Annotated in this window: 18 protein-coding genes; 6 read left to right on the top strand and 12 right to left on the bottom strand. The window is 34.6% G+C overall.

Annotation, left to right across the window (positions count from 1 at the left end):
* Nucleotides 1-356: 356 nt before the first annotated feature.
* Both dnaE and J2X17_RS01535 read left to right on the top strand, forming a co-directional pair.
* Entirely contained in the window at nucleotides 357-4,895 is a 4,539-nt protein-coding gene (dnaE, locus tag J2X17_RS01540) for a DNA polymerase III subunit alpha (RefSeq protein WP_310294022.1), read from the top strand.
* 177 nt (nucleotides 4,896-5,072) lie between these two features.
* On the top strand, nucleotides 5,073-6,038 hold the full coding sequence (locus J2X17_RS01535) for an outer membrane beta-barrel protein (protein ID WP_310294020.1): 966 nt from the start codon (nucleotides 5,073-5,075) through the stop codon (nucleotides 6,036-6,038).
* Between the two features lie 236 nt (nucleotides 6,039-6,274).
* Here the strand turns inward: J2X17_RS01535 and J2X17_RS01530 are convergent, their stop codons facing one another.
* From J2X17_RS01530 to J2X17_RS01515, 4 genes are all read right to left on the bottom strand, one after another.
* Nucleotides 6,275-7,270 (bottom strand): Gfo/Idh/MocA family protein, encoded by a 996-nt coding sequence (locus J2X17_RS01530; protein WP_310294018.1) that lies wholly within the window; start codon nucleotides 7,268-7,270, stop codon nucleotides 6,275-6,277.
* Nucleotides 7,271-7,535: 265 nt separating this feature from the next.
* Nucleotides 7,536-9,644 carry a prolyl oligopeptidase family serine peptidase gene (locus J2X17_RS01525; protein ID WP_310294016.1) on the bottom strand — a complete coding sequence of 703 codons (2,109 nt, stop codon included), beginning with the start codon at nucleotides 9,642-9,644 and terminating at the stop codon, nucleotides 7,536-7,538.
* 159 nt (nucleotides 9,645-9,803) lie between these two features.
* Nucleotides 9,804-12,011, bottom strand: a complete 2,208-nt coding sequence (locus J2X17_RS01520) for a TonB-dependent receptor (protein WP_310294014.1) — start codon at nucleotides 12,009-12,011, stop codon at nucleotides 9,804-9,806.
* Nucleotides 12,012-12,164: 153 nt separating this feature from the next.
* The gene (locus J2X17_RS01515; protein WP_310294013.1) at nucleotides 12,165-12,518 is read right to left on the bottom strand and encodes a hypothetical protein; all 354 of its coding nucleotides are present in this window, start codon (nucleotides 12,516-12,518) and stop codon (nucleotides 12,165-12,167) included.
* A 191-nt stretch (nucleotides 12,519-12,709) separates the two neighbouring features.
* Between J2X17_RS01515 and J2X17_RS01510 the strand changes: the two genes are divergently transcribed.
* Nucleotides 12,710-13,444: a porin family protein gene (locus tag J2X17_RS01510; protein ID WP_310294011.1), complete on the top strand. Its 735-nt coding sequence runs from the start codon at nucleotides 12,710-12,712 to the stop codon at nucleotides 13,442-13,444.
* Here the strand turns inward: J2X17_RS01510 and J2X17_RS01505 are convergent.
* Nucleotides 13,439-14,044, bottom strand: coding sequence for a hypothetical protein (locus tag J2X17_RS01505; RefSeq protein ID WP_310294009.1), 606 nt, complete (start codon nucleotides 14,042-14,044; stop codon nucleotides 13,439-13,441). The genes J2X17_RS01510 and J2X17_RS01505 overlap by 6 nt on opposite strands.
* A gap of 326 nt (nucleotides 14,045-14,370) precedes the next feature.
* On the opposite strand from J2X17_RS01505, the gene J2X17_RS01500 reads away from it, so the two are divergent.
* The 3 genes from J2X17_RS01500 to J2X17_RS01490 all read left to right on the top strand — a co-directional run bounded on the left by J2X17_RS01500 (nucleotide 14,371) and on the right by J2X17_RS01490 (nucleotide 18,443).
* A complete protein-coding gene (locus J2X17_RS01500) occupies nucleotides 14,371-16,839 on the top strand; it encodes a bifunctional UDP-N-acetylmuramoyl-tripeptide:D-alanyl-D-alanine ligase/alanine racemase (RefSeq protein WP_310294007.1) in 2,469 nt (822 codons plus the stop codon).
* 66 nt (nucleotides 16,840-16,905) lie between these two features.
* On the top strand, nucleotides 16,906-17,286 hold the full coding sequence (gene mscL / locus J2X17_RS01495) for a large conductance mechanosensitive channel protein MscL (RefSeq protein ID WP_310294006.1): 381 nt from the start codon (nucleotides 16,906-16,908) through the stop codon (nucleotides 17,284-17,286).
* 167 nt (nucleotides 17,287-17,453) lie between these two features.
* Nucleotides 17,454-18,443, top strand: a complete 990-nt coding sequence (locus J2X17_RS01490) for an aspartate-semialdehyde dehydrogenase (protein ID WP_310294005.1) — start codon at nucleotides 17,454-17,456, stop codon at nucleotides 18,441-18,443.
* Nucleotides 18,444-18,626: 183 nt separating this feature from the next.
* On the opposite strand, the gene J2X17_RS01485 is transcribed toward J2X17_RS01490, so the two are convergent.
* The 7 genes from J2X17_RS01485 to J2X17_RS01455 form a co-directional block, all read right to left on the bottom strand.
* On the bottom strand, nucleotides 18,627-18,944 hold the full coding sequence (locus J2X17_RS01485) for a 2Fe-2S iron-sulfur cluster-binding family protein (RefSeq protein ID WP_099710409.1): 318 nt from the start codon (nucleotides 18,942-18,944) through the stop codon (nucleotides 18,627-18,629).
* A gap of 59 nt (nucleotides 18,945-19,003) precedes the next feature.
* Nucleotides 19,004-19,483, bottom strand: coding sequence for a hypothetical protein (locus J2X17_RS01480; RefSeq protein WP_310294002.1), 480 nt, complete (start codon nucleotides 19,481-19,483; stop codon nucleotides 19,004-19,006).
* Between the two features lie 214 nt (nucleotides 19,484-19,697).
* A complete protein-coding gene (locus tag J2X17_RS01475) occupies nucleotides 19,698-19,937 on the bottom strand; it encodes a NifU family protein (RefSeq protein WP_310294001.1) in 240 nt (79 codons plus the stop codon).
* A gap of 107 nt (nucleotides 19,938-20,044) precedes the next feature.
* The gene (locus J2X17_RS01470; protein ID WP_310293999.1) at nucleotides 20,045-21,178 is read right to left on the bottom strand and encodes an Mrp/NBP35 family ATP-binding protein; all 1,134 of its coding nucleotides are present in this window, start codon (nucleotides 21,176-21,178) and stop codon (nucleotides 20,045-20,047) included.
* A gap of 207 nt (nucleotides 21,179-21,385) precedes the next feature.
* On the bottom strand, nucleotides 21,386-23,812 hold the full coding sequence (locus tag J2X17_RS01465; protein ID WP_310293997.1) for an ABC transporter permease: 2,427 nt from the start codon (nucleotides 23,810-23,812) through the stop codon (nucleotides 21,386-21,388).
* Nucleotides 23,813-23,957: 145 nt separating this feature from the next.
* Nucleotides 23,958-24,665 (bottom strand): ABC transporter ATP-binding protein, encoded by a 708-nt coding sequence (locus tag J2X17_RS01460; RefSeq protein WP_310293993.1) that lies wholly within the window; start codon nucleotides 24,663-24,665, stop codon nucleotides 23,958-23,960.
* 168 nt (nucleotides 24,666-24,833) lie between these two features.
* A complete protein-coding gene (locus tag J2X17_RS01455; protein ID WP_310293991.1) occupies nucleotides 24,834-26,078 on the bottom strand; it encodes an efflux RND transporter periplasmic adaptor subunit in 1,245 nt (414 codons plus the stop codon).
* Between the last annotated feature and the right edge of the window lie 140 nt (nucleotides 26,079-26,218).

The raw sequence follows: 26,218 nt of genomic DNA, 5'->3' as shown, positions 1-26,218 counted from the left end.
TTTTTTAACACATAGAAACATAGATTTGTTACTTTAAAAAGGCGTTTCACTTATTTAAAACATCCCGTCCCGAAGTTTCGGGATCGGGACTATGTGTGAAAATCTAGATTTTTTTTAAATTTCTATTTTATAAACTAAAATCTATGTTTCTATGTGTTTAATATGCTTTATGAATAACAACCAATGGGTATTAAATAATGCTTTTGTTAACAACTTTCGCTTCGTTATTTCTGTAAAAAAAGCGTAAATTTGAACCTCCTCCATTTTATATAAGGCAATTTTTTATCCTCCATAAAATCAAAGATTTATATTGGTAAAATTGGAATTTGGAGCTTTAATTTTTGTTATTTAACTCTATGTATTTAATATTCGATACCGAAACAACCGGATTACCAAAACGCTGGGACGCCCCAATTACCGATTCTGATAACTGGCCCCGCTGTATTCAGATCGCATGGCAGCTCCATGACGAAATGGGACAGCTTATAGAGCACCAGGATTATTTGGTAAAACCGGACGGATTTAATATTCCGTATGACGCCGAACGTATTCATGGGATTTCGACCGAATTGGCTGAAGCCGATGGAATCACTTTGGCTGAAGTTTTGGAGAAATTCAATATCGCTTTAAGCAAAACCAAATTCATTGTTGGTCAGAATTTAGGTTTTGACGTCAATATTATGGGAGCTGAATTCCATAGAATGGGTGTGGATTCTTCAATGAGTACGATGCCGGTTTTGGATACCTGTACCGAAGTTACCGCTTCGTTATTACAGCTTCCCGGAGGTCGTGGAGGAAAATTTAAATTACCGACCTTAACAGAATTACATAGTTATCTTTTTAATAAGCCTTTCGCGGAAGCGCACAACGCAACTGCCGACGTTGAGGCAACTACGCGTTGTTTTTTAGAGTTAATTAGAAGAGAGGTTTTTACTAAAGAAGAGTTAGATGTTCCAAAGGATTATTTCAAGGAATTTCAGGAAAGAAATCCACAGGAATTTCCATTAATCGGATTAAAACACATCAATTTAAAAGCGGCTTCTGATAAAATCAGAGAGCAAATAAAAGCTTTACAGGTTGATGATGTACAAACTACGGTTTCAGCTACAGACAGAGCCGATTTTAAAGCAGCAAAATATTCGCATTTACATAATCATACGCAGTTTTCGGTTCTTCAATCGACAATCGGAATTGGAAATATTGTTGCTGCTACAGCCAAAAACGGGATGCCGGCTGTTGCCATGACCGATACTGGAAATATGATGGGCGCTTTCCATTTTGTGAGCGCTGTTATGAACCACAACAAAGCGGCATCGACAAAAAACAAAGCTTTAGTTGAAGCCGGAGAAGAACCAACCGAAACGGAGATCAAACCAATTGTAGGTTGTGAATTTAATGTTTGTGACAATCACTTAGACAAGAGCAAAAAAGACAACGGAAATCAGGTTGTATTGCTGGCTAAAAATAAAAAGGGATATCACAATCTGGCAAAAATGTCGTCCATCGCTTTTACGGAAGGATTTTATTATGTTCCGAGGATTGATCGAAATATCATCGAAAAATACAAAGAAGATATTATGGTTTTGTCCGGAAATTTATACGGAGAGATTCCGAGTAAAATTCTGAACATCGGTGAAAATCAAGCCGAAGAAGCTTTGATTTGGTGGAAAGAACAATTTGGAGATGATTTCTATCTGGAAGTCATGCGCCATAATCAGGAAGATGAAAATCGTGTTAACAAAACCCTGATTGAATTTTCTAAGAAGCACGATGTCAAATTAATTGCGACCAATAATACTTACTATTTAAATAAAGAAGATGCCAACGCGCACGATATTTTATTGTGTGTAAAAGATGGTGAAAAACAGGCAACACCAATTGGGCGCGGCCGTGGTTACCGTTATGGATTACCGAATCAGGAATACTATTATAAGTCGGAAGAAGAGATGAAAAAACTCTTTGCAGATTTACCGGAAGCGATTATCAATATTCAGGAGATTGTCGATAAGGTTGAAGGATATTCTCTTTATCGCGATGTATTACTTCCAAAATTTGATATTCCGGAAGAATTTGTTGTTGCAGAAGATGAAGCTGATGGTGGGGTTCGGGGTGAAAATAAATATTTGCGTCATCTTACTATGGTTGGTGCTGCAAAAAGATATGGTGAAATTACAGAATCGATTCAGGAACGTTTAGATTTTGAGTTATTGACGATTTCGAATTCCGGATACCCAGGTTACTTTTTGATCGTTCAGGATTTTATCGCCGAGGCCAGAAAAATGGACGTTTCGGTAGGGCCGGGACGTGGATCTGCTGCCGGTTCTGCAGTGGCATATTGTTTAGGAATTACAAACATCGACCCGATTAAGTATGATTTGCTTTTTGAGCGTTTCCTGAATCCGGATCGTGTGTCCATGCCCGATATTGATATCGATTTTGATGACGAGGGTCGTGGTCGTGTTATGGATTACGTAATCAACAAATACGGTAAAAATCAGGTTGCCCAGATTATCACCTATGGTAAAATGGCAACCAAATCGGCGATTCGTGATACGGCGCGTGTTTTGGATTTACCGCTTTTTGAAGCCGATAGAATTGCAAAACTGATTCCCGGAATGATGCCGTCAAAATGGAATTTGGCGCGTTTTATTTCGGAAAGCGAAGAAGAGGTTAAAAAAGCGCTTCGTTCTGATGAATTTGACGCCGTAAAAGAATTAATCGCGATTGCCAATGAAGATGATTTGGCAGGAGAAACGATTCAGCAGGCAAAAATCCTTGAAGGATCGATGCGAAATACGGGAATTCACGCCTGCGGGGTAATCATTACGCCATCGGATATTACGAATTTCGTTCCCGTTACTACCGCAAAAGATTCCGATTTATACGTAACGCAGTTTGATAACTCGGTTGCTGAAAGTGCAGGATTGCTGAAAATGGACTTCTTGGGTCTGAAGACCCTTACACTGATAAAAGATACCGTTAAACTGGTAAAATACAGAACAAATATTGATTTGGATCCGGATACTTTTCCGATTGATGATCCGGAAACCTATGCGCTATTCCAAAGAGGGGAAACGGTTGGGATCTTTCAATATGAGTCACCCGGAATGCAGAAATATATGAAGGATCTGAAGCCAACGGTTTTTGGAGATTTAATTGCGATGAATGCCTTATATCGTCCCGGACCTTTAGAATATATTCCTTCTTTCGTTCGAAGAAAAAATGGAGAAGAGGAAATTAAATATGATTTAGATGCCTGCGAAGAATATTTAGGAGAAACCTACGGAATTACGGTTTATCAGGAGCAGGTAATGCTTTTGTCCCAATCGCTTGCTGGTTTTACAAAAGGTGAGGCCGACGTTTTACGTAAAGCGATGGGTAAAAAGCAAAAGGACGTTCTGGATAAAATGAAGCCAAAATTTGTTGAACAAGCTGCTTTAAAAGGTCACGATGCGAAAATTTTGGAAAAGATCTGGAAAGACTGGGAAGCCTTTGCGAGTTATGCCTTCAACAAATCGCACTCCACTTGTTATGCCTGGATTGCGTACCAAACGGCATATTTAAAAGCACATTACCCTGCCGAATATATGGCGGCGGTACTTTCGAATAATATGAACGACATCAAACAGGTTTCGTTTTTTATGGAAGAATGTAAGCGAATGGGCTTGCAGGTTTTAGGGCCAGATGTAAACGAATCGTACTATAAATTTACGGTAAACGATAGTTATGCTGTTCGTTTTGGAATGGGTGCTATTAAAGGTGTAGGTTCAGGGGCGGTAGCAACAATTGTTGAAAACAGAAAAGACGGAAGATATAAATCGATTTTTGATTTGGCGAAACGTATTGATTTGCGTGCTGCGAATAAAAAAGCGATTGAAAATTTAGCACTTGCAGGTGGTTTTGATTCTTTTGAAGGAACTACCAGAGCGCAATATTTTCATGATGATGGCGATGGAATTACATTTTATGAAAAAGCGATGCGTTACGGATCTAAATTTCAGGAAAATGAAAACTCGTCGCAAGTAAGTTTATTTGGAGAAACGAGTGAAGTTCAAATTGCCGAACCTGTCGTGCCTCCATGTGAAGACTGGAGCACCATGGAAAAATTAGCGAAGGAAAAGGAAGTTGTCGGAATTTATATTTCGGGACATCCTTTGGACGATTTTAGGTTTGAGATGAAATACTTCTGCAACGCTAGATTAGAAGCACTGAAAAGCATGAACGAATATGTGGGTAAAAATCTAAATTTTGCCGGAATTATTAATAACGTACAGCATCGTGTGGCTAAAAACGGAAAAGGATGGGCTGTATTTAATCTTGAAGGATATGATGAAAGTTATGAGTTTAAGATATTTGGTGAGGAGTATTTAAAATTCCGCCATTTCTTAATTCAGAATAATTTTGCCTATTTAAAAATATTAATCAAAGATGGATGGGTAAATCATGATACAGGAAAAAAATCGGATCCAAGAATGCAGTTTGTTGAGATACGACAATTGCAGGACATATTAGAAGCCTTTGCTAAAAAGCTAATTCTTTTATTGAATATTAAAGATTTGCACGCAGATTTTATTCATAAGCTGAGTCATTTGTTTAATGAGAATAAAGGCGATAATTCGGTGACTTTTGAAATCATGGAATTAGAAAAAATAAAACGTTTAGTTGAAGTAGAAACCAATACTGAATTTGAAGAAACTGAAGACGCCGTTTTTGTAGATGAAAATGAGGATATTGATGCGTCATTGGAAGATACTAAAATTCAGGAAGTAAAAGAAATTGAAGAAATAAAAGTGGTTACTAAATTAACAATGCCAAGCAGGAGATTAAAAGTCAAGATTTCAACAGAGCTATTGCAGGAATTAGAAAAAATGCAGATAAATTTTAAGCTGAATTAAATTTTAACAGTTAAAATTTAAGAAAATGCTAATTTTTTATGTTAAAAATATGCACGCATAATAGTTTTTTAGTAATATTGCCCAAAATTATAACGTTTTCGTTCCAAGTCTAACTTTGCAAACCAAAAAAATATGTTAAAATATTTTAAGTTTGCATAAATTAATTAAATCAGAATTATGAAAAAGAACCTATTTTTATTAGGATTATTAGTTTGCTCTATGGCCACAATGGCGCAAACAGAAAAAGCAGATAAGCCAGAAAGCTGGTATTTTAAATTAGGAGGATCTTATTTTAATCAAACAGCTTCAACAGAATTTCCTGTTGTAGGAGGTCAATTGCCAAATAGAGATGTTTATGCAGGTACTTTAACAAATAATAAATTAGTTTCAAGAGAAAGCGTTACAGGATCTTTTGGTCAGGGTTTCAGATCTGGAATTACAGCTGGTTACCGTTTTTCTACACGTTTAGGAGTTGAGATGGCTGCAAATTACTACATTAGTAATGAGAAAACTATGGCTCAAACTACAAACAGACTTGCTTCTTATAACCCACAGACAACTGTTGCGACTTATGTGAATTTTACAGCACAAGGAGAAATTAAAGCTTTTGATTTAGCTCCGGCAATTGTAATGTTCTTAGGAGAGGCTCATGGTTTTGAACCTTACACTAAAGTTGGGGTGATTGTTCCAATTCACGGTACATTAGATATTAAAACTGATAGAACTTACACTTCTTTTGTAGGTGCTAATCAAGTAGCAGTTACTCAAGCTTACTCAAAAGATGTTGTAAAACCAAATCCAACACTGGGTTTCATGGCTGCTTTCGGTACATCTTATAAATTAGGAAAACACATTTCTGCTTTTGCTGAATTAGAATACCGTAACTTTACTGTACACGGAAAAACTAAAGAAACTACTGAGTATACTGAAAATGGAGTAGATAAATTAAACACTACAACTTCATTCAGAGCTGCTTCAACTGCTGCAATTCATACAAATTATGTAGATCATTTAGATACAAATTCAAATAATGCTTTAACTAATCCAAATGGTGTTGATACAGCTAAACCAATGGATGAATTAAGCTCTTATGTTGGAATCTCAGGTTTAGGATTAACTTTAGGTCTTAAATACAGCCTATAATTCTAAAGAATTTATAGTTTATAAAAAGAGGATGTTCATTGAATATCCTCTTTTTTTTGCTTCAAAATGTTTAGGGCAAAAGAAATTGAATTGCCTCCTGCTTTAGCTGGAGGAATGAAATGCGAGAAAGAAAAGAAGGCTAGGCTTTAGCCAAAAAGGACTTAATCTTTTGGCTAAAGCCTTTTGCTATCAATTCTTCAGCCTCCAGCTAAAGCAGGAGGCAATTCAAGAATTACTTAAATCTTCGAGCCCCTAAATTCCTTCAAAACTTCATCAATAACCCAGCTCGTTCTGGCTGCGGAAATTCCTTTTGATGGAGAAGCTCCTTCGGCACCTAAAAGTTCAGAAACTACAGTTTCTATAAACGGCTGCTGGATATGAAGTGGATTTTCGATGGCAGTACTTTCTTTTTCTCCGTTTGTATATTGAATATGAATTGGGTCATTTCCGAAAGTTGAAAAAGAAATTTTTCCTTTATCTCCAACAATTTCAGTATTGTCGTAACGTTCGAAACTGCCAAAATTCCATAATCCCGTTCCGTGAATTCCGTTTTCAAATAAAAAGGACATCGAAACTGCATCTTCGGCAGGATAAGCCATAAGCTGCGAGCTCGCATGCCCGCGAACCGATTTAATCGGACCAAGAACAAAATCAAGGAAATCTAAAGTATGACATGCTAAGTCAACAAAAATTCCTCCGCCGGAAATATGAGGTAAAACAGTCCAGGGCAAATTAATTTCATCGTCGTAACGTTCTTCAAACGGATGGTATAAAACGCAGTTTACATGTCTTACAGTTCCAATTTTATTTTGATCGATTAGTTCTTTTATTTTCAAGAATCGAGGTAAACTTCTTCTGTAATAGGCAACGAATAAAGGTACATTGTGTTCTTTGCAAACGCGGATCATTTCGTTGCATTCTTCAAATGTAAGTGCCATTGGTTTTTCGACATAAACAGGTTTTCCTGCTTTGGCGCATAAAATGGTGTATTCTTTATGAGATGACGGGGGAGTTGCAATATAAACGGCATCAACTTCCGGATCGTTGATTAAATCAATAGCATTAGAATACCATTTCGGAACATTATGACGTTTGGCGTAATCTTCGGCAAGAGCCCCATCTCTTCGCATTACGGCAACTAAAGCTGAATTGGGAGTTTTTTGAAAAGCGGGTCCGCTTTTAACTTCGGTTACATTTCCACAGCCTATAATTCCCCATTTTATGATTTTCATCTTTCGGTTTTTTAGTTTTTCAAATTTAAAAAAAGGTTTGCCACTAATTTCACGAATTTTCGCGAATTATTTTTCACGCAGATTTAAAAAGATTTTAGCAGATATACACAGATTTTTTTATTTATTAAATCAAATAAAATCTGCCTGAATCTGCAAAATCTGCGTGAAAACAAAATACTAGATAACTAATAAATAAGCCACGAATTCACGAATTTAATTAGTGGAAATTCGTGTAATTCGTGGCTAAAAAAACTTAAATTTTATTTTATTTTTTCGGTAAAGCTGTAAGACCCATATTGTAAAGCGTGAATGCCTGAACATCTACATTTTCCTGAATAGAGGCTGCAACAGATTTTCCTGCTCCGTGTCCGGCTTTTACATCGATACGAATTAAAACCGGATTATCGCCAGTTTGCTTATCCTGTAATTCGGCAGCAAATTTAAAACTGTGTGCCGGAACAACACGGTCGTCATGATCTCCTGTTGTTACCATCGTAGCCGGATATTTAACTCCTGCTTTTACGTTTTGAACAGGCGAATAACCTTTCAGGTATTCAAACATTTCTTTGTTGTCCTGAGCAGTTCCATAATCGTATGCCCAACCAGCACCCGCTGTAAAAGTATGGTAACGCAACATATCCATAACACCAACGGCTGGCAATGCTACTTTCATTAAATCCGGGCGTTGTGTCATTGTTGCTCCGACCAATAAACCTCCATTAGAACCTCCGCGAATCGCTAGGAAATCTGATGAAGTATATTTTTGAGCGATTAGGTATTCACCTGCTGCGATAAAATCGTCAAATACATTTTGTTTTTGCAATTTAGTTCCTGCATCATGCCATTTTTTCCCGTATTCACCGCCACCTCTTAAATTGGCAACAGCATAAACACCTCCATTTTCCATCCAGACTGCGTTTGCAATACTAAAAGCTGGAGTTAAACTAATATTAAATCCGCCGTAACCATAAAGGATAGTTGGGTTTTTACCGTTTAATTTCAATCCTTTTTTATAGGTAATAATCATTGGGATTTTTGTTCCGTCTTTTGAAGTATAGAAAACTTGTTTAGATTCGTAATCTTCACTTTTGAAATCTACTTTTGGTTTTTGATAGATTTCTGATTTACCAGATTTTGGTTCTAAAGAATAAATAGTTCCCGGCGTAGTATAATTGGTGAAGCTATAGTATATTTTTTTTTCGTCTTTTTTACCGCCAAATCCACCTGCTGTTCCTACCGCCGGAAGTTTGATTTCACGAACTAATTTTCCGTTATAATCATATTGCTGAACAAACGAAACAGCATCTTTCGTATAATTCGCAAAGAAGTAGCCGCCACCGGTTGAAGGCGAAAGTATATTTTGAGTTTCTTTAATAAAGTCCTTCCAGTTTTCTGGTTTCGGATTATTGAAATCAACAGAAACAACACGTTTGTTTGGCGCATTCAAATCTGTTTCGATAAACAATTTGCTTCCTTCATTTTCGATAATTGAATTGTCGCTGTTAAAGTTGTCTACAATAGTAATTATCGGACTCTTGGCAGTTTTTAGATCCTTAATGTACAACTCGTTTCCGTAAGTAGAATTAGCGGCTGAAATCACTAAATAATGATCGTCTTCAGTAACATAACCGCCAACGTATCTTCTTTTCTGGTCGGCTCCAAAAATAACTTTGTCTTCTTTTTGAGAAGTTCCCAGTTTATGGAAATACAATTTATGCTGATCTGTTTTAGCAGATAATTCGCTTCCTTTAGGCTTGTCGTAACTAGAGTAATAAAAACCTTCATTTCCATGCCATGAAATTCCGCTGAATTTTACATCCACTAAAGTGTCTTCTAAAACTTTTTTAGACAAAGCATCAATAATAATTACTTTTCTCCAGTCGCTTCCGCCTTCAGAAATAGAGTAGGCTGCTTTCGATCCATCTTTAGAAAAATCTAATCCACCAAGTGAAGTTGTTCCGTCTTTAGAGAAAGTATTCGGGTCTAAGAAAACTTCTTCTTTTCCGTCAGAACCTTTTCTGTAAATTACAGATTGATTTTGAAGCCCGTTATTTTTCGAATAATAAGTATATTTTCCTTCTGTAAATGGAGCACTTATTTTTTCATAATTCCAAAGTTGTTCCATTCGTTTTTTTAATGCATCACGAAACGGAATTTTATCTAAATAACCATAAGTAACTTGATTTTGAGCTTTTACCCAAGCTCCGGTTTCAGCAGATTTGTCGTCTTCAAGCCAGCGATACGGGTCGTTTACTTTTGTGTCAAAATAAACATCGACAGTTTCGCCTTTTTTTGTTTCGGGATATTGGATATTATTTTGTCCAAATGAAATTCCTGCAGTTGTAATAGCCATTATCAGAATTGTTTTTTTCATCGTTTTAGTTTTCGGTTGTAACAAAAATAGCATTTTTTGTTCGATGATAAATATTTAACCGCAAAGTGCGCAAAGTGATTTACGCAAGGTTCGCAAAGTTTATAACAAAGCTTTGCGAACCTTGCGTAATTCCTGGCGTCCTTTGCGGTTAAGTTAAAATTATAAATTAAAATTCACTCCCAATACGATATTTCTTCCAATGTTTGGAATGCCGTCTGTTTTTAATCTAGAAAGGTGAGCGATATAATTTTTATCAAATAAATTGTTTCCGTTCAGATTTAAATCAAAAGCTGTTTTTCCTAGTTTTACTGTTCCTCCAAAACCTAAATTTACCAAAGTATATCCTTTTGAAGCCGTTTCAAAACCACTCACATTATCCTGACTAAAAGTAGAAGAAACGTTCAAAGTCGCAAAACCTTCCTGAAACCAGTCTTTGATTTTGAATTCGGTTCTCAGTGTATTAGTCCAATTATTCGCAGGAATCAAAGGCAAATAATCTTTGTTATCTTTTTTACCGGTTACAGTTTCAAAACTTGTTTCAAAATGCAGCCAGTCTAAAGGATGTGGGTGAAAATGCAGACCAGCTTCCCCACCAAACAATTGCGCATTATCCTGAACATACACAAAAACATCATTATCGTCAATAACATCTCCCGTTGGCGAAGTGTAGATGTAATTATTCACATGATTGTAAAATCCGTTTACGAAAAATTCGAAATGCGAATTTTTATATTCTAAATTCAAATCGGTCTGAACGTTTTGTTCTGTTTTCAAATCAGCATTTCCAATTTCATATCGATTCGTTCCTTCGTGGACTCCGTTTGAAGTTAATTCGGCTAAGTTTGGCGCTCTGAATCCAGTTGCAATATTCAAGCGAAGCGTTAAAGGTTCTGCTAACTTTGTTTTATATCCCAAAGAAGCATTAAAACTGTCGAAAGATTTATCCAAAGTTTCAAAATAACCTTCTTCGCCAGCAATTCCGTGCGCTTCAGAATTTATTTTTCGATTGTCAAAACGCAATCCGGCTTGTAAAACACTATTGTTCCACTCGTAATTGGCTGTTCCAAAAGCACCAAAATCATTGGTTGTAGCATCCGGAATCAAATACTCTTCTCCAAAATTTTTATTGGTTTGATGCATTCCCTGAACACCCAAAATAGTTTCAATTTTACCGAATTTCGGGAAATGGTATTTTGCATTATAATTGAAAGTATTTAATTTCATTTGAAGCGATGCATCGTTGCTGTCTTCAAATTCGCTTCGGTCGTTGGCGATATAACCCAAATCGACATCTAATTTAGAATTCTCAAAAAAGATGACGTTGTTCAAACTCAATAAATGATTAAAAATTCCCTGTCTCGGAAATTGGGTGTCTTTGCTGGAAGATTGTTCTGCAATTCCGTCCTCGGGAATTCCAATATCTAATTTATTGTAATTGTATCTCAAAACACTTGAAAAACTAGAGTTGCTGTATCCTATTCCAGTTTTAAAATCGGTTTCGTTATAACGTGAATTCGTTACACGATCGCCGTCGGCAATTTTATAATCAGAATGAGTGTTGAAACTTCCGCGAGCTAAAAATTTCCAGTTATCAGTCGATGTTTTTAATCCGATTGATGAATTGCTTCCTTGTGTATTAGTGAAATATTTTTGACTGAAATTAGCTTTGAAAGTATTCTCATCAGCAAATTTTTCAGGATTAAAATACAATACGCCGCCCAAAGCATCAGAACCATATAGTAGAGATGCGGGTCCTTTGATAACTTCAACACTTTCGATTCCGGCATCGTTTAAACCAAGTCCGTGTTCATCTCCAAATTGTTGATTTTCGATACGTACACCTTGAGAATATACCAAAACACGATTGCCACTCAAACCACGAATAACGGGTTTTCCGATAGAAGTTCCTGTCGAAATCTGAGAAACTCCGGGAATGGTTGCCAGACCTTCAATTAAAGTTGAAGTCCCTTTTTGCTGTAATGTTTTGATGCTTTCGTGTTCAATTTTCATGACATTTTGCGATTGCAATTTGTTGAAAGGAGTAGAAACCACGACTTCATCCATTTCTAAAATAGATTCTAAAAGTTTAATATTAAGTGTATTTTCTTTTAATAATTTATCGATCGTTTGATTTTGATTGGCATATCCAACATAAGAAAAAGCAAGACGTAAACTTCCGTTTGGAAGATTCGTAAATTCGTATTTTCCGTTTGCATCGGTTGTAGTTCCTTTATGCAATTCCTGTGCATAAACGGATACTCCTGGCAAGGGTTGATTTTGAGCATCGGTTACAATACCTGATACCGAATTTTGAGCGGAAAGAATGCTGGAGAACCCTAAAATAAGGGCTAATATTATTTTTTTCATTTGAAAATGATGCTATAGTTAATTGATTTTTCATTTAAAATAAAAACAGAAATCAAAGCAAAAGTCCCAATCCTGAAATATATCAAGATGGAAAATTTATTTTCTTTCGAATTTTATATTAAGAATTTGAGTTTATTTCGAGTATTTCGAAATCTAAGAAACTATAGCAGCAGGTGGGCCACGCAATAAATAAGCGCTGCCTGAAAAGGAAACAATGCTCTCTGAAAAAGAAAAGAAATATGGGATTTCTTTGTGAAAAGTGCGAAATTGAATAGTGAAATCCTGTGGAAGAATATAACTTCCGAAAGCGAAATGACAAACATAACACAAATCATAATTATGATGCTGATGTGTTATTTCTCCGCTTGGATCGCTATAATCGTGATGACATTGTTTTTCTGAAAGTTGCTTTACAATGTGCTCATAACTGTGTATAGACTGAAACAATATTGAGAACAATACCGTTACTGCCAAAGAAATACTTAATATGAGCTGCCTTCTTTTCATATACCACAAAGGTATAAAAGCGCAATGAATATTCGATTTGTTTTTTTGTTTCCGTAGATGATTTATTGAAAATTATTCAACAAAAGATTTTATTCTTAAGTAAAAAGAGAATAATTGCGTTCAGTTCGTCTCCTGAACTGGCATTATATTATATTTGTAAGTAAAATAAATTTACTCTAAAAAACGTTTACTTGAAAACCTCCTTAAAACCAAAATACGATATGCGATTCCTTTTTAGTTGTTTGTTTTTAGTTTCGTTTTTTAATGGTTTCTCACAAGATGAACCGCCTAAAATACAGCCAATTGTAAAAATTGACTCTCTGTATCGTGAAGATCAGTTCTATTTTTCCATAACGTATAATATGTTAGTTCAGGGTCCTGAAGGTTTGAAGCAGGATAAGTTTTCTGCGGGATTTTCTACAGGATTTTTACGTGATATTCCACTTAATAAAAAAAGAACCTTTGCAATTGCACCCGGATTGGGATTTAGTTATCAGAATTACTATCAAAATCTGACCGTTTCAACAACTGTTGATGGATCGTACTTATATGGGGTCAATAATTACAATGAATTTGTATCGAATAGATTTCGACAATATTCCGTCGATTTGCCGATAGAATTTAGGTGGAGAAACTCGACTTTTGAAAGTACTAAATTCTGGAGAATTTATGCCGGATTTAAATTTAGCTACGTTTTTGCAGCCAAATCTATTTTGAATGATGGAGAAACGACTTATAAAATCAAGAATAATCCAGATCTAAATGATTTTCAATACGGAGCCTATATTTCGGCGGGATACAATACCTGGAATGTTTATGCTTATTATGGACTGAATCCGTTGTATAAATCGTATGTTAAGACATTGAATGGAGAAAGTGTTAATATGAGAACGCTGAATCTTGGTTTGATGTTTTATATTCTATAGCCACAAATACAAAAACATTAACTGTGGAATCGACCCAAGTAACAATCCAATCATTAGTTCTTTTGGTGTATGAGCTTCCATTTCTAATCTTGATGAAGCGATAATTCCAGTCATGAAAATCATCAAAGCGCCCCAGTAAGGATTTTGCATTTGCAAATGAACAGTTAAACCGATTACGAAAACGGTAAAACCGGTAATAGCCACCATGTGTAAACTTGCTTTTATTTTAAAAAGTGAGCAGACTAACGCCAAAATGGTACTGAATAATGCACCCAGGAAAAAGAAATGAAGTTCAGGATAACGTGCAATGACAATACTCCTTTTTACCAATAAAATATATAAAAAACATTGTAAAATTAGCGGAATTTTACGTTGTGAGGTTTCAGGAAGCATTACTGAATTTGCGTGTCCTGTAGAACGCAGCAATAAAAAGAACAAAACAGGAACCAGAATCGTAATAATCAGGATTTGAAACAAGACATAATATTTCTCCTGATTTGAAAAAGTGTCCTCCTTACAGAAAAGATAAAACAATGTAGCATACATCGATATAAATATCGGATGAAGTATATAAGAGAATAGTGGAAGTATTTTTTTCAAAATGCTATATTTTGTGGTTCAATTCAACAAATATAATAATGTTTTTGCCCCGAATTACAGTTTTTTTGCCACGAATTACACGAATTTACACGAACTATATTACTGACACGCCTTAAAAATATATGCCACAGATTATAAGATTATCACAGATTGGAATCTTTTTAATTTTATAATCTGTGGCAAAAAACAAAATAAGAATTCGTGAAAATTAGTGCAGTTTGTGGCAAACTTTTTCCCATTTACTTTGGTGCAAAACGAATAATTAGTGAAAATTTGTGAAATAAGTGGCAAACCTTTTTCTAAATTTGACAAAAGAAATTTTCTAAATGAGCATAAATTTAAAAAACCTGATTCCGGTTCTTGACGCCAAATGGATTGGTTCAGACGCTGATGTTTTTGTTGATCATATTTCTATAGACAGCCGTTCGTTGCAAAATGGTTCAAAAACTTTGTTTTTTGCTTTAACAGGTGTGAATAATAATGCTCATTTATTTATTCCAGAGCTTATAGAAAAAGGCGTTCAGAATTTTGTCGTTCAATATATTCCTGAAAATTGCAACGGAAAAGCGAATTTTTTGGTGGTAAAAAACACCTTAAAAGCGTTGCAGGAATTTGCAGGTTATTATCGTGATCTTTTCGATTTTCCTATTATCGGAATTACCGGAAGCAACGGAAAAACAATTGTAAAAGAATGGCTTAATTTTTTATTAAGTCCCGACTATAATATTATCAGAAGCCCTAAAAGCTATAATTCTCAGGTTGGAGTGCCGCTTTCTGTGATTGCAATAAACGAAAAACATAATTTAGGTATTTTCGAAGCCGGCATTTCGACTGTTAACGAAATGAGCAAACTCGAAAATATCATAAAACCCACTATTGGAGTTTTAACGAATATTGGTTCTGCACACGACGAAGGTTTTGAAAATCTGGAGCAAAAAATCAAAGAGAAATTATTGCTTTTCAAAAAATCAAAAGTTGTTGTTTATCAAAAAAATGCTCTGATAGATAAATGTTTAATTCAGTTTTCTGCAGAAAATCATTTAAATGACAGAAAATTATTCTCCTGGAGTTTCACAGATAAATCGGCTGATGTTTTTATTCTGAAAAAAGAAAATAAAACAACATTCACGCATATTGAATATCAATATAAAGGAGAAACTTTCGATTTGGAAATTCCATTTCAGGATTCGGCTTCTATCGAAAATGCTATTTCATGTTTATTGGTTTTACTTTATTTTAAGTATGATTTTGATACAGTTCAGAGTCGTATGGAAATGTTATATCCTGTTGAAATGCGTTTGGAAGTTAAAAACGGAATCAACAATTGCAGTATTATTGATGATAGTTACAGTTCCGATTTTCAGTCGCTTAAAATTGCTTTGGATTTTTTAGAAAGCCAAAAAAAGAATGCTTCTAAAACGGTTATTTTATCTGATATTTTCCAGAGCGGATTTTCAAATGAAGAATTATATACTAAAGTTGCCCAGCTTATTACTGATAACAAAGTAAATCGTGTTATAGGAATTGGTGCGACTATTTCGTCTTTTGCAGCCAAATTTTCGAATATTACCACGTTTCAAAATACAGCCGAATTTATTTCTAAGATAGAAAGTTTGAGTTTCAATAATGAAACGATTTTAATTAAAGGAGCAAGATCATTTCAGTTTGAGGAAATCGTTTCGTTGCTTGAAGAAAAAACACATGAGACCGTTCTTGAAATCAACTTAGATTCGATCAGTCATAACCTGAATTTCTTTAAGGCGAAATTAAATCCCGGAGTGAAAATCATGGTGATGGTAAAAGCTTTTGGATACGGAAATGGAGGATTGGAAATCGCAAAACTACTAGAACATCATAAAGTAGATTATTTAGGTGTGGCATTTGCCGATGAGGGAATTTCATTAAAAAATGGCGGAATCAAATCACCAATAATGGTTTTGAACCCGGAGTCGACCAGTTTTCCGTCGATAATTCAATATCAGTTAGAGCCTGAAATTTATAGTATAAAAGGATTAAATGCATTTTTGAAAATTGCAAGGGAAAGGAATCTTAAAGATTTTCCGATTCATATTAAATTAGATACCGGAATGCATCGTCTGGGTTTTGAAGAGAATACAATCGATGAACTTATAGCAACTTTAAAAGGAAATTCAACCGTTCGAATTCAAAGTATTTTGTCACACATGGCTACAAGTGATGAGATGAAACATTATGAATTTGCACTTTCGCAGATTAATTTGTTCGAAAAATTATCATCAAAATTAATATCAGAATTAAATATCAACCCAATTCGTCACATTTTGAATACTTCCGGAATCAGTAATTTTCCTGACGCACAATATAATATGGTACGCTTAGGAATTGGTTTATACGGCGTTTCCAATGATCCATCGGAACAAAAATATTTAGAAAACGTAAGTACTCTAAAATCGATTATCTCTCAAATAAGAACTATTCCGGCTGGTGATAGTGTTGGTTACGGCCGTCGTTTTATGGCTGAAAAAGAAACAAAAATAGCCACAATCCCAATAGGGTATGCTGACGGAATTTCGAGATTGTGGGGTAATGAGATTGGTTATGTGGTAATCAAAAATCAAAAAGCTTTTATTTTGGGGAGTGTATGTATGGATATGCTAATGGTAGATGTAAGTGAAATTGATTGCAAAGAAGGAGATTCGGTTATTATTTTTGGCGAAAGCCCAACGGTTATTGAAATCGCCGCTGCTTTAAAAACGATTCCGTATGAAATTTTAACAAGTATTTCGCAGCGCGTAAAAAGAGTGTTTTTCCGATAGTTTGCTGGAATTTCAAAGAAAATTCCGTAAATTCGGGTTATATTAATCGCAATTAAATAAACAATTATGGGATTTTTTTCTGAATTTAAGGAATTTGCAATGAAAGGCAACGTGGTTGATCTGGCTGTCGGTGTAATCATTGGAGCTGCTTTTGGTAAAATTGTAAGCTCATTTATCGAAAATGTAATTACGCCATTGTTATTGAAACCTGCTCTGGACGCAGCACATTTATCTACGATTGAGGAATTAACTGCTTTTGGAGGAGTAAAATATGGTTTGTTCCTTTCGGCTGTAATTAATTTTATAATTGTTGCTTTTGTTTTGTTCTTGATCATCAAAGGAATCAATGCCGCTAAAAAGAAAGACAAAGTTGTTGCTCCGCCACCAGCTGGACCAACTCAGGAAGAATTACTTACTCAAATTAGAGATCTATTAAAAAATAAATAATATACCGCTACACTAAGTCTAATTTAACCGTTCCTTAATTGGGGCGGTTTTTTTGATTTTGTTTAATTTGTAACATTTTGTTATTTTTTGTGAAGCGTCTTGTTTTCACTTTTATTATGTATACTTTTGCAATATAATTTAGATTAATTCATACTAAAAATATAAAAATGAGAATAGCGGTTGTAGGTGCCACTGGTATGGTTGGCGAAGTAATGCTGAAAGTTTTAGCCGAAAGAAATTTTCCGGTTACAGAATTAATTCCTGTTGCATCTGAAAGATCAGTAGGAAAAGAAATTGAATATAAAGGAACAAAATATAAGGTTGTAGGAATGCAAACTGCTGTAGATATGAAAGCTGATATTGCGGTTTTCTCTGCTGGTGGTGACACTTCGTTAGAGTGGGCTCCAAAATTTGCTGCAGCCGGAACAACAGTTATTGATAATTCTTCGGCATGGAGAATGGACCCTACAAAGAAATTAGTAGTGCCGGAAATCAATGCTTCAAGTTTAACTAAAGAAGATAAAATTATTGCAAATCCAAACTGCTCTACTATTCAAATGGTTTTGGCATTGGCTCCCTTGCACAAAAAATACAATATTAAAAGAGTAATTGTTTCTACTTACCAATCCATCACCGGAACTGGTGTAAAAGCGGTAAGACAATTAGAAAATGAATATGCAGGAATTCAGGGTGAAATGGCTTACAAATATCCAATTCATAGAAATGCTATTCCACATTGCGATAGTTTTGAAGAAAACGGATACACTAAAGAAGAAATGAAATTAGTTCGTGAGACTCAAAAAATTCTTGGTGATAATACCATCAGAGTAACGGCTACTGCGGTACGTGTACCAGTTGTTGGAGGACATAGTGAAGCAGTAAATGTTGAGTTTACAAATGATTTTGATGTAAATGAAGTACGCGAAATTTTGCACAATACTGATGGAGTAGTGGTTCAGGATAATTTAGATACTTTCACTTACCCAATGCCGCTTTATGCTGAAGGTAAAAATGATGTTTTTGTTGGAAGAATCCGTCGCGACGAAAGCCAGCCAAATACATTAAACATGTGGATCGTTGCTGATAACTTAAGAAAAGGGGCTGCAACAAACACCATCCAGATTGCCGAATACCTGATTGCAGCTGGTTTGGTATAATTAGAGATTAAAGAAGATTGTTATAAAGAAGAAACCGCAATTGCAGCAATGTGATTGCGGTTTTTTTGTAGGTTTTAATAGGATATAGGAAACCCGACAGTCCCGAAGTCTCAGGATAAAACCTGTCGATTTTATAAAAGGCATAAAAAAAAGCGAGAATCTAAATTCTCGCTTTTTCGTTTTTTAATATTCTGGGGCCAGTTCTAATTCTAAGCCTTCTAATTCTGTAGTAATTGGAATCTGACAACCTAAACGGCTGTTAGATTTAACATAAAATGCTTCCGAAAGCATGGCTTCTTCTTCATCTCCCATTTCTGGTAATGCAATATCATTCAGAACATAACACTGGCAGGAGGCACACATTGCCATTCCTCCGCAGGTTCCTTCAACAGGAAGTTCGTATGCTTTGCATAACTCCATTATATTCATTGCCATATCAGTGGGAGCCTGCAACTCGTGTATAACTCCTTCTCGATCTTTAATCTTTATTAATACATCCATTTTATTAATTGGAAATTATTGGTTTGGATTTTATAACGTGAAAAAATCCTTTATTTATGTTAACTGGACTTTAAGCTAAAAGCGTATTCCTTTTTGTTACCTTCTTTAAGGTGCATTTTTACGCCAAGCGTGTTTCCATTTTTTTCTAATATTGTAACTACGGCAATTACAGAATAATAATCTCTATCTGCCTGAAAAATTAAAGTGCCTTCGTAAGTTGAGTTTAACACTCCTTGTTTGTCTGTGGTAGCAGATAGTTTTCTAGGGTGTGCGAATTCTGCAGCACTATAAGTTGCTTTGTTGGCAAATTTAGCTTTTCCTTCACAGAAATCATATAAAAAATCGTAATTACCGATTCTTAAGCTTCCTTCTTCAGCATTTGCATTTGTTGAAAATATAATTTGTCCTGAATATGTAAAGTCAGTCCATTCTTCCGAATCGTTTAACCACGCTTTATCAACTATTAAAGTTTGTGTGGCTTGTTGCGCATTTACAGATGCAAAAAATAACAATAAAAATAGAGCGTAATAATTCTTCATATTTTGAGATTTAGGGGTTATGTTACAAATTTAAGTTAAAAATGTAAAAATTCCACAACTAAAACTCTTAAATCTTTATGTTGTTTTTTGATAAATTCGCAAAAAGCAACTTTTTTTTCAGCTGTTTTTTTTAAAATTCACAAACCAAACACCTAAAGAGGTATTATTCTTGTTAAATAGAATAAAATTTTAAAGCTCAAATATCTCTCTATTATTACAAGATATTTACCACCGTTTCTATCTGTGGAGCGTATTTTTTTATTGTTGTTTCAACTCCTGCTTTTAGAGTCATTTGGTTTACGCTGCAGCTAATGCATGCTCCTTCAAGACGAACTTTAACATGTTTGTCATCATCTATCGAAATAAGCGTAATATCTCCTCCATCAGAATTTAAAAAAGGTCTGATTTCATCCAGAGCCAGTAATACGTTGCTTGTTAATTCTTCTGTTGTCATAATTATTAATGTGTCAATTAGAAAATTAGAGAATTAGAAAATGTGCTAATTAGAAAATTTTAATTCTCTACTACTACATTATCTAATTATCTAATTATCCAAATTATCTAATTCTTTTTAACCGCTGAACATCCTGCCATAGTTGTAATTTTAATGGCTTCTGTTGCTGGTAAACTATCGTTTCTGTTTACTACTTCCTGTACCACATTTCTGGTGATTTCTTCAAAAACAGTTTCAATTGTTGATGCTGTTTGTAAAGCTGCCGGACGACCATAATCTCCAGCTTCACGGATAGATTGTACAATTGGTACTTCTCCCAAGAAAGGAACATTTAAATCTTCTGCAAGGTTTTTTGCTCCTTCCTGACCAAAGATATAATATTTGTTGTCAGGTAATTCTTCTGGTGTAAAGTACGCCATATTTTCGATGATTCCCAAAACAGGAACATTAATGTTGTCCTGCATGAACATTGCAACTCCTTTTTTAGCATCGGCAAGAGCCACAGCCTGAGGTGTACTAACTACTACTGCTCCGGTTATTGGTAATGATTGCATAATCGAAAGATGAATGTCTCCTGTTCCCGGAGGCAAATCGATTAGCATAAAATCTAATTCTCCCCAATCAGCATCAAAGATCATTTGGTTTAATGCTTTTGCAGCCATCGGACCTCTCCAGATTACAGCCTGACTTGGCGAAGTAAAGAAGCCAATAGAAAGTATTTTGATTTCATAACTTTCGATTGGTTTCATTTTAGATTTTCCGTCAACGGTAATCGAAATTGGTTTTTCGTTTTCAACGTCAAACATAATTGGCATCGAAGGCCCGTAAATATCAGCATCTAAAACTCCAACAGCAAATCCCATTTTGGCAAGTGTTACAGCTAGATTTGCAGTAACTGTAGATTTACCTACTCCACCTTTACCAGAGGCAACGGCAATAATATTTTTAATTCCCGGAATTGCTTTTCCTTTTATTTCGTTAGGGTTTTCTTTAGTTTCAACCTTAATGTTTACTTTGATTTTTGCCTCAGGAGATATCAATTCATGAATTGTTTTTTTGATATCATCTTCCGCTCTTTTTTTAATGTGCATTGCTGGCGTATGTAGTACTAAATCTACTACAACTTCATCGCCAAAGGTTAATACGTTAGCAACAGCGCCACTTTCAACCATATTTTTTCCTTCTCCTGCTATAGTAATCGTTTCTAGAGCTTTAAGAATTTCTTTTCTATCTAATTTCATTTTTAATGTAGGTATTTTCTATTGATGAAATTCGCCTATGTACTATGTTTATTTAAACTCATTTCAGACTGCAAAGATAACTCATTATGTTCGTATTTCTGCGTTTTTGAATCATATTTATTGATCAGAGGATTGATGAATTAAATAAAAAAAGAAACCCAACCGAAGAAAAAATCGATTGGGTTTTAAAAAAAATGGTCTACAAGTTTATTCGTATTTTAAGTATTTCAATATATCTATTTTCGTTACCTGATAGGCTTTTGCCAAAACAATCATCAACGTCAATACTAATAAAGAAACTAATGCAACAGTAAACGGAACTGGCGAAATATTCACTCGAAAGGCAAAGTTTTCAAGCCATTTTTGTAATAAAATATAAGCCGGAACAATCCCGATCAAAAATCCTATTAAGCAAAAAATCACATATTGTTTTGATAATTCTTTAAGCAAAATATCCGTTTCTGCTCCTAATGTTTTTCTGATTGCAATTTCTTTCAATCTTCTTTCCATCGAAAATGATGCCAAAGCAAATAATCCAAAAATGGCGATAATAATTACGACAAGATTCAAAATGAAAAACAAATCTTTTTGTTTTACTTGTTCTGCATAAGTTTTGGCAAATCCTTTATTGACAAATTCGTAATCAAACGGATAATCAGGATTTACATTTTTCTCCCAGTATGTTTTTAATTTTGCTAAAGTTTCATTCAAATTATCTGGAGAGACTTTTACGAAAACATTATTAAAGTTGTTCCATTTTAAAGTTTTAAGGTTGATAAAAACCATCGGTCTCACTTCGTCTTGAAATCCGGTAATATGAAAATCTTTAACAATACCTACAATTTTAAATTTCATATTCCCTTTTTCATTTCCCCAACCAGATGAAATAACAGTATTTAAAGGTTTTTTTAGATTCAATTTTTTGGCAAGGGTTTCATTTATCAGCCAGTTGTCAATTGTGTCAGAGGCAAATTGGGGAGACAAATCTCTGCCTTCAACAACTTTAATTTTCATCATTTTCAGAAAACCAAAGTCCATTTCAACATTTAGAGGCTGCACAAAAACGCCATTATGGGTGAATCCCGAACTAGATCCCGCACTGCTTCCAAAATTCCCGGCAAAAGTAGAGACTTCCTGAACACCAGATATTTTTGTAATTTCGGGTTTCATTGCCAGATATTTGTCTGTTTTCTTTTTGAAATCTACATAGTTAAATGGAATTCGTATCACCTGGTCGCCACTAAATCCCAAATCCTTGTTCATCATATAAGTAACCTGCGAATTCACGATTAATGCACCGATAATGAAAAAGGCCGCAATTCCGAATTGAAAAATAAGCATCGAATTTCTAATCCAGATACCGCTTTTGCTTCTGGAGAAATTTCCTTTTAAGACTTTTAAAGTTTCAAAATTTGAGATATAAATGGCAGGGAAAATACCCGCAAGAATGATTACTAATCCAAATATCAAAATGAGCTGCAGGTAAAATTCGCCACCATTCATAGTCAAAGATTTCTTTAAAAAGAAGTTATAATAGGGTAGAGAAAGTTCAACTATTGCTAAGGCAAATAAAATAGCAAGAACCACAATTATAGAAGTTTCAAATATAAACTGTGCAATAATTTGTTTTTTGCTTGCGCCCACAATTTTGCGGACACCTACTTCTTTAGCTCGTTTTATAGCAGAAGCAGTTGCTAAATTGATATAATTAACCAGAGATAAGGTTAGAATCAAAATAGAAAGGCCCACCATGATATAAAGTAGTTGCAAGTTGCCTTTTCCTTCCGGAAAGTTTGATCCGGCATTCGATTTTGTACCATGTAAACGGGCTACTTTTAGTTGGTCCAGAATAACAGTGAGTTCGCCGTTTTCTTTAATATATTGCGCCACAGTTTGTCCGCTTTCTTTAGCATCTTTTGCGGTTCTGTTTACAAAATTGACATTTTGCATTTTCTTTAAAACCAGAGCGGGATCAGCATTTTTCTTAATTTTAACCATCAAGCCATAGTTGAAATTCCCCCATTGGTCTGCATCTTGTTCTCTTTTATACCCTCCAAAAACGTAATTTGGTTCAATCGAAGATGGTTTTACAATTTGATAAACAGCTTTTACAGTATAGAATTTATTATTAAAATTGATAGACTTCCCAATTGGGTCTTCATTTTTAAAAAGCAGTTTGGCTTGTTCTTCTGAGATTGCAACACTGTTTTTTTCTTTTAAAATATCTGTTTTTGCTCCTTTTACGATTGGGAAAGGGAAAAAATCGAAGAAATTGTTATCGGTTAGTACTATTTTTTTATCGATTAATTTCTGATTTTGAAATTTTATGACAGACTCTGTATACCAAATATCAAAAAAGCAGATTTTCTCAATTTCCGGAATTGTAGCTTTACAGGTTTCTCCAAACGGAATAGAGCTATTGGCCCAAACATCACCCGTAGGTAATTGATTTAGTACCTGATACGAATTTTCTTTTTCAGAGTTCCATTGATCGTATGCATTTTCATTATTCCAATATAAAATAGCGAATATTACACCGGCAATCCCGATGCTTAATCCTAAAACATTCAAAAACGAAAACAGTTTGTTTTGCTTTAAATGATAAATAAATATTTTAAACCAGTTAAAAATCATGGTGTATTTTTTATAATTAGTTAGTTTTTTTGAAGACTAAAAGACCTTGTGCCTATTAGTTTTTTTTTAAATAATTGACAATATTTGGCAAACAAATCCTACCAGGATTGTAATTGCAGTTATAATAAATTTTATCATTTTGAAATTATTTAGCGTCCATAAAAACATCCACATTTCTCTGATTTAATTTTTCAGAAAATATTATACCGTCTTTCATATGAATCGTTTTTTGCGAAAACGAAGCGTCATAATCAGAGTGGGTTACCATCAAAATTGTCGCGCCTTTTGCGTGCAAATCAGTCAAAAGTTCCATTACTTCATTACCGTTTTTACTGTCCAGGTTACCAGTTGGCTCATCGGCTAAAATGATTTTCGGATCATTAACCAAAGCTCTTGCAACAGCAACTCTTTGTTGTTGACCACCGGAAAGCTGTTGTGGATAATGTTTTAAACGATGCGAAATATTTAGTTTTTCGGCAATGGCTTCAATTTTTTGTTTTCTGTCCGAAGCTTTTACGTTGTTGTAAAGCAAAGGCAATTCGATATTATCGTAAACAGAAAGCTCATCGATCAGGTTAAAATTCTGAAAAATAAACCCGATATTTTCTTTTCGGACCTGTGATCTGCCTTTTTCTTTAAGGCCAAGCATTTCCTGGCCTAATAATTTATAACTTCCGCCGGTAGCACTGTCTAAAAGTCCGATGATATTTAGCAAAGTCGATTTTCCACAACCTGAAGGTCCCATGATAGTTAAAAAATCACCTTTTTTAATTTCTAAATTGATTCCGCTTAAAGCTGATGTTTCTACTTCTTCTGTTCTAAAAACTTTGGTTAAATTTTGAATTGTTATCATAATGCTAAAGGTGTTAAATGTGTTAATGTTGATTTTTTGATTGATGATTGAAACCCTTATTAATTGTAAATTGTAAATTGTAAATTGTGAATTGTGAGGTTTGAAACTTGAAACCTGAAACTTGAAACCTGAAACCTGAAACCTCAAACTTGAAACTTGAAACCTTTTTTATTGAGAACTAATCGACAACTCCTCAACATCTTTATAATCCGTATAAGATGAAGTAATCACAGATTCTCCTTCTTTTAATCCTTCCAGGATTTCATAATAAGAAGGATTTTCTCTGCCTAATTTGATGTTTCTTCTTTCGGCTTTATTTCCTTTTACTACAAAAATCCATTTCCCGGCTGTCTCCTGATTGAAGCTTCCTTTTGGAACTACTAATGTTTTGTTTTTTTCTGATAAAATCAGTTTTACGCCAAAACTAAGTCCGTCCTGTAAAACGATTTCTTCTTTAGAGGTAAAAGCTAGTTCCACTGTAAAATGTCCGCTTTTTACTTCCGGAATTACTTTGGTTACCAAAACTTCCAATGTTTTTCCTTTAAATTCTACCTGACCTTTTAAGCCTTCGCGAATTTTTTCGAGATAAAATTCATCTACATCCGCGGCCAGTTTGTAACCACGTTTTGAATCAATTTTTCCGATGCTTTCTCCTGCCTGGAATGTTTTTCCTAATACAGGTTCGAAGGATGTCAATCGGCCAGTTTCAGGAGCTGTAATCAAAAAGTTCTTTTTATTGTTTCTTAAAATATCCAGACTTTTTTCCATCGTCTGAATGGAACGATTGATTTGTGAAATCTGAATCTGATTGGTTTGTTTCTCTTTCTGGATACTTTGCTGAATCGTTCTTTTTCGTTCTTCCTGAAAACGTAGGCTTTCTTTAAAAGTATTCCAGTCGTTTTTCGAAATCACTTCTTTCTCATACAAACGTGCATTCATATCGTACAATCTTTTTGCGTCGTTGTAATCGTGTTCGATCAAAACCAAATCTTTATTTAAGTTCAGTTCCTGATTTCTGATATTCAATTTTCCACTATTCAGATTATTGATTTGCTCGATAATGGCTGTTTCCTGAGTAAGATAATTCAATTCTGTGTTTGGGTTATACAATCGTGCCAGCGACTGTCCTTTGGTTACCATTGCTCCGTTTTCGACAAAAATCTCTTTTACAGATCCTCCTTCGGTAACATTTACAAGCATTACATTCAAAGGTTCGACTTTGGCCTGGAAAACCACAAAATCTTCAAAATAGGCTTTTTCTATTTTTTGAATTGATAGTTCTTCAGCTTTTACATTTAAACTTCTTTTAGTGTTAAACGAAAAAAAGACGATAACGGCCAAAACTAAAAAAACTCCAATTGCTATTGTGAGATATCTAAATTTTCTATTTTTACGAGGAATTACCTTGTCCATTTTTTAAATAATTTACTGATTACCAATAGGTAAATACTGTGCCACAAAATTTATAATTTGTAAAGCCTTGATTTTAAAGAAGCTTTAAAAACCATTCAAAAAAAGGAGTGTTCAATAATGAACAGTTGACCGTTCAAAAT

This window comes from Flavobacterium aquidurense (genome assembly GCF_031458035.1).
GTDB classification, from domain to species: Bacteria; Bacteroidota; Bacteroidia; order Flavobacteriales; family Flavobacteriaceae; genus Flavobacterium; species Flavobacterium aquidurense_C.
This window is presented reverse-complemented; position numbering and strand designations above follow the sequence as displayed.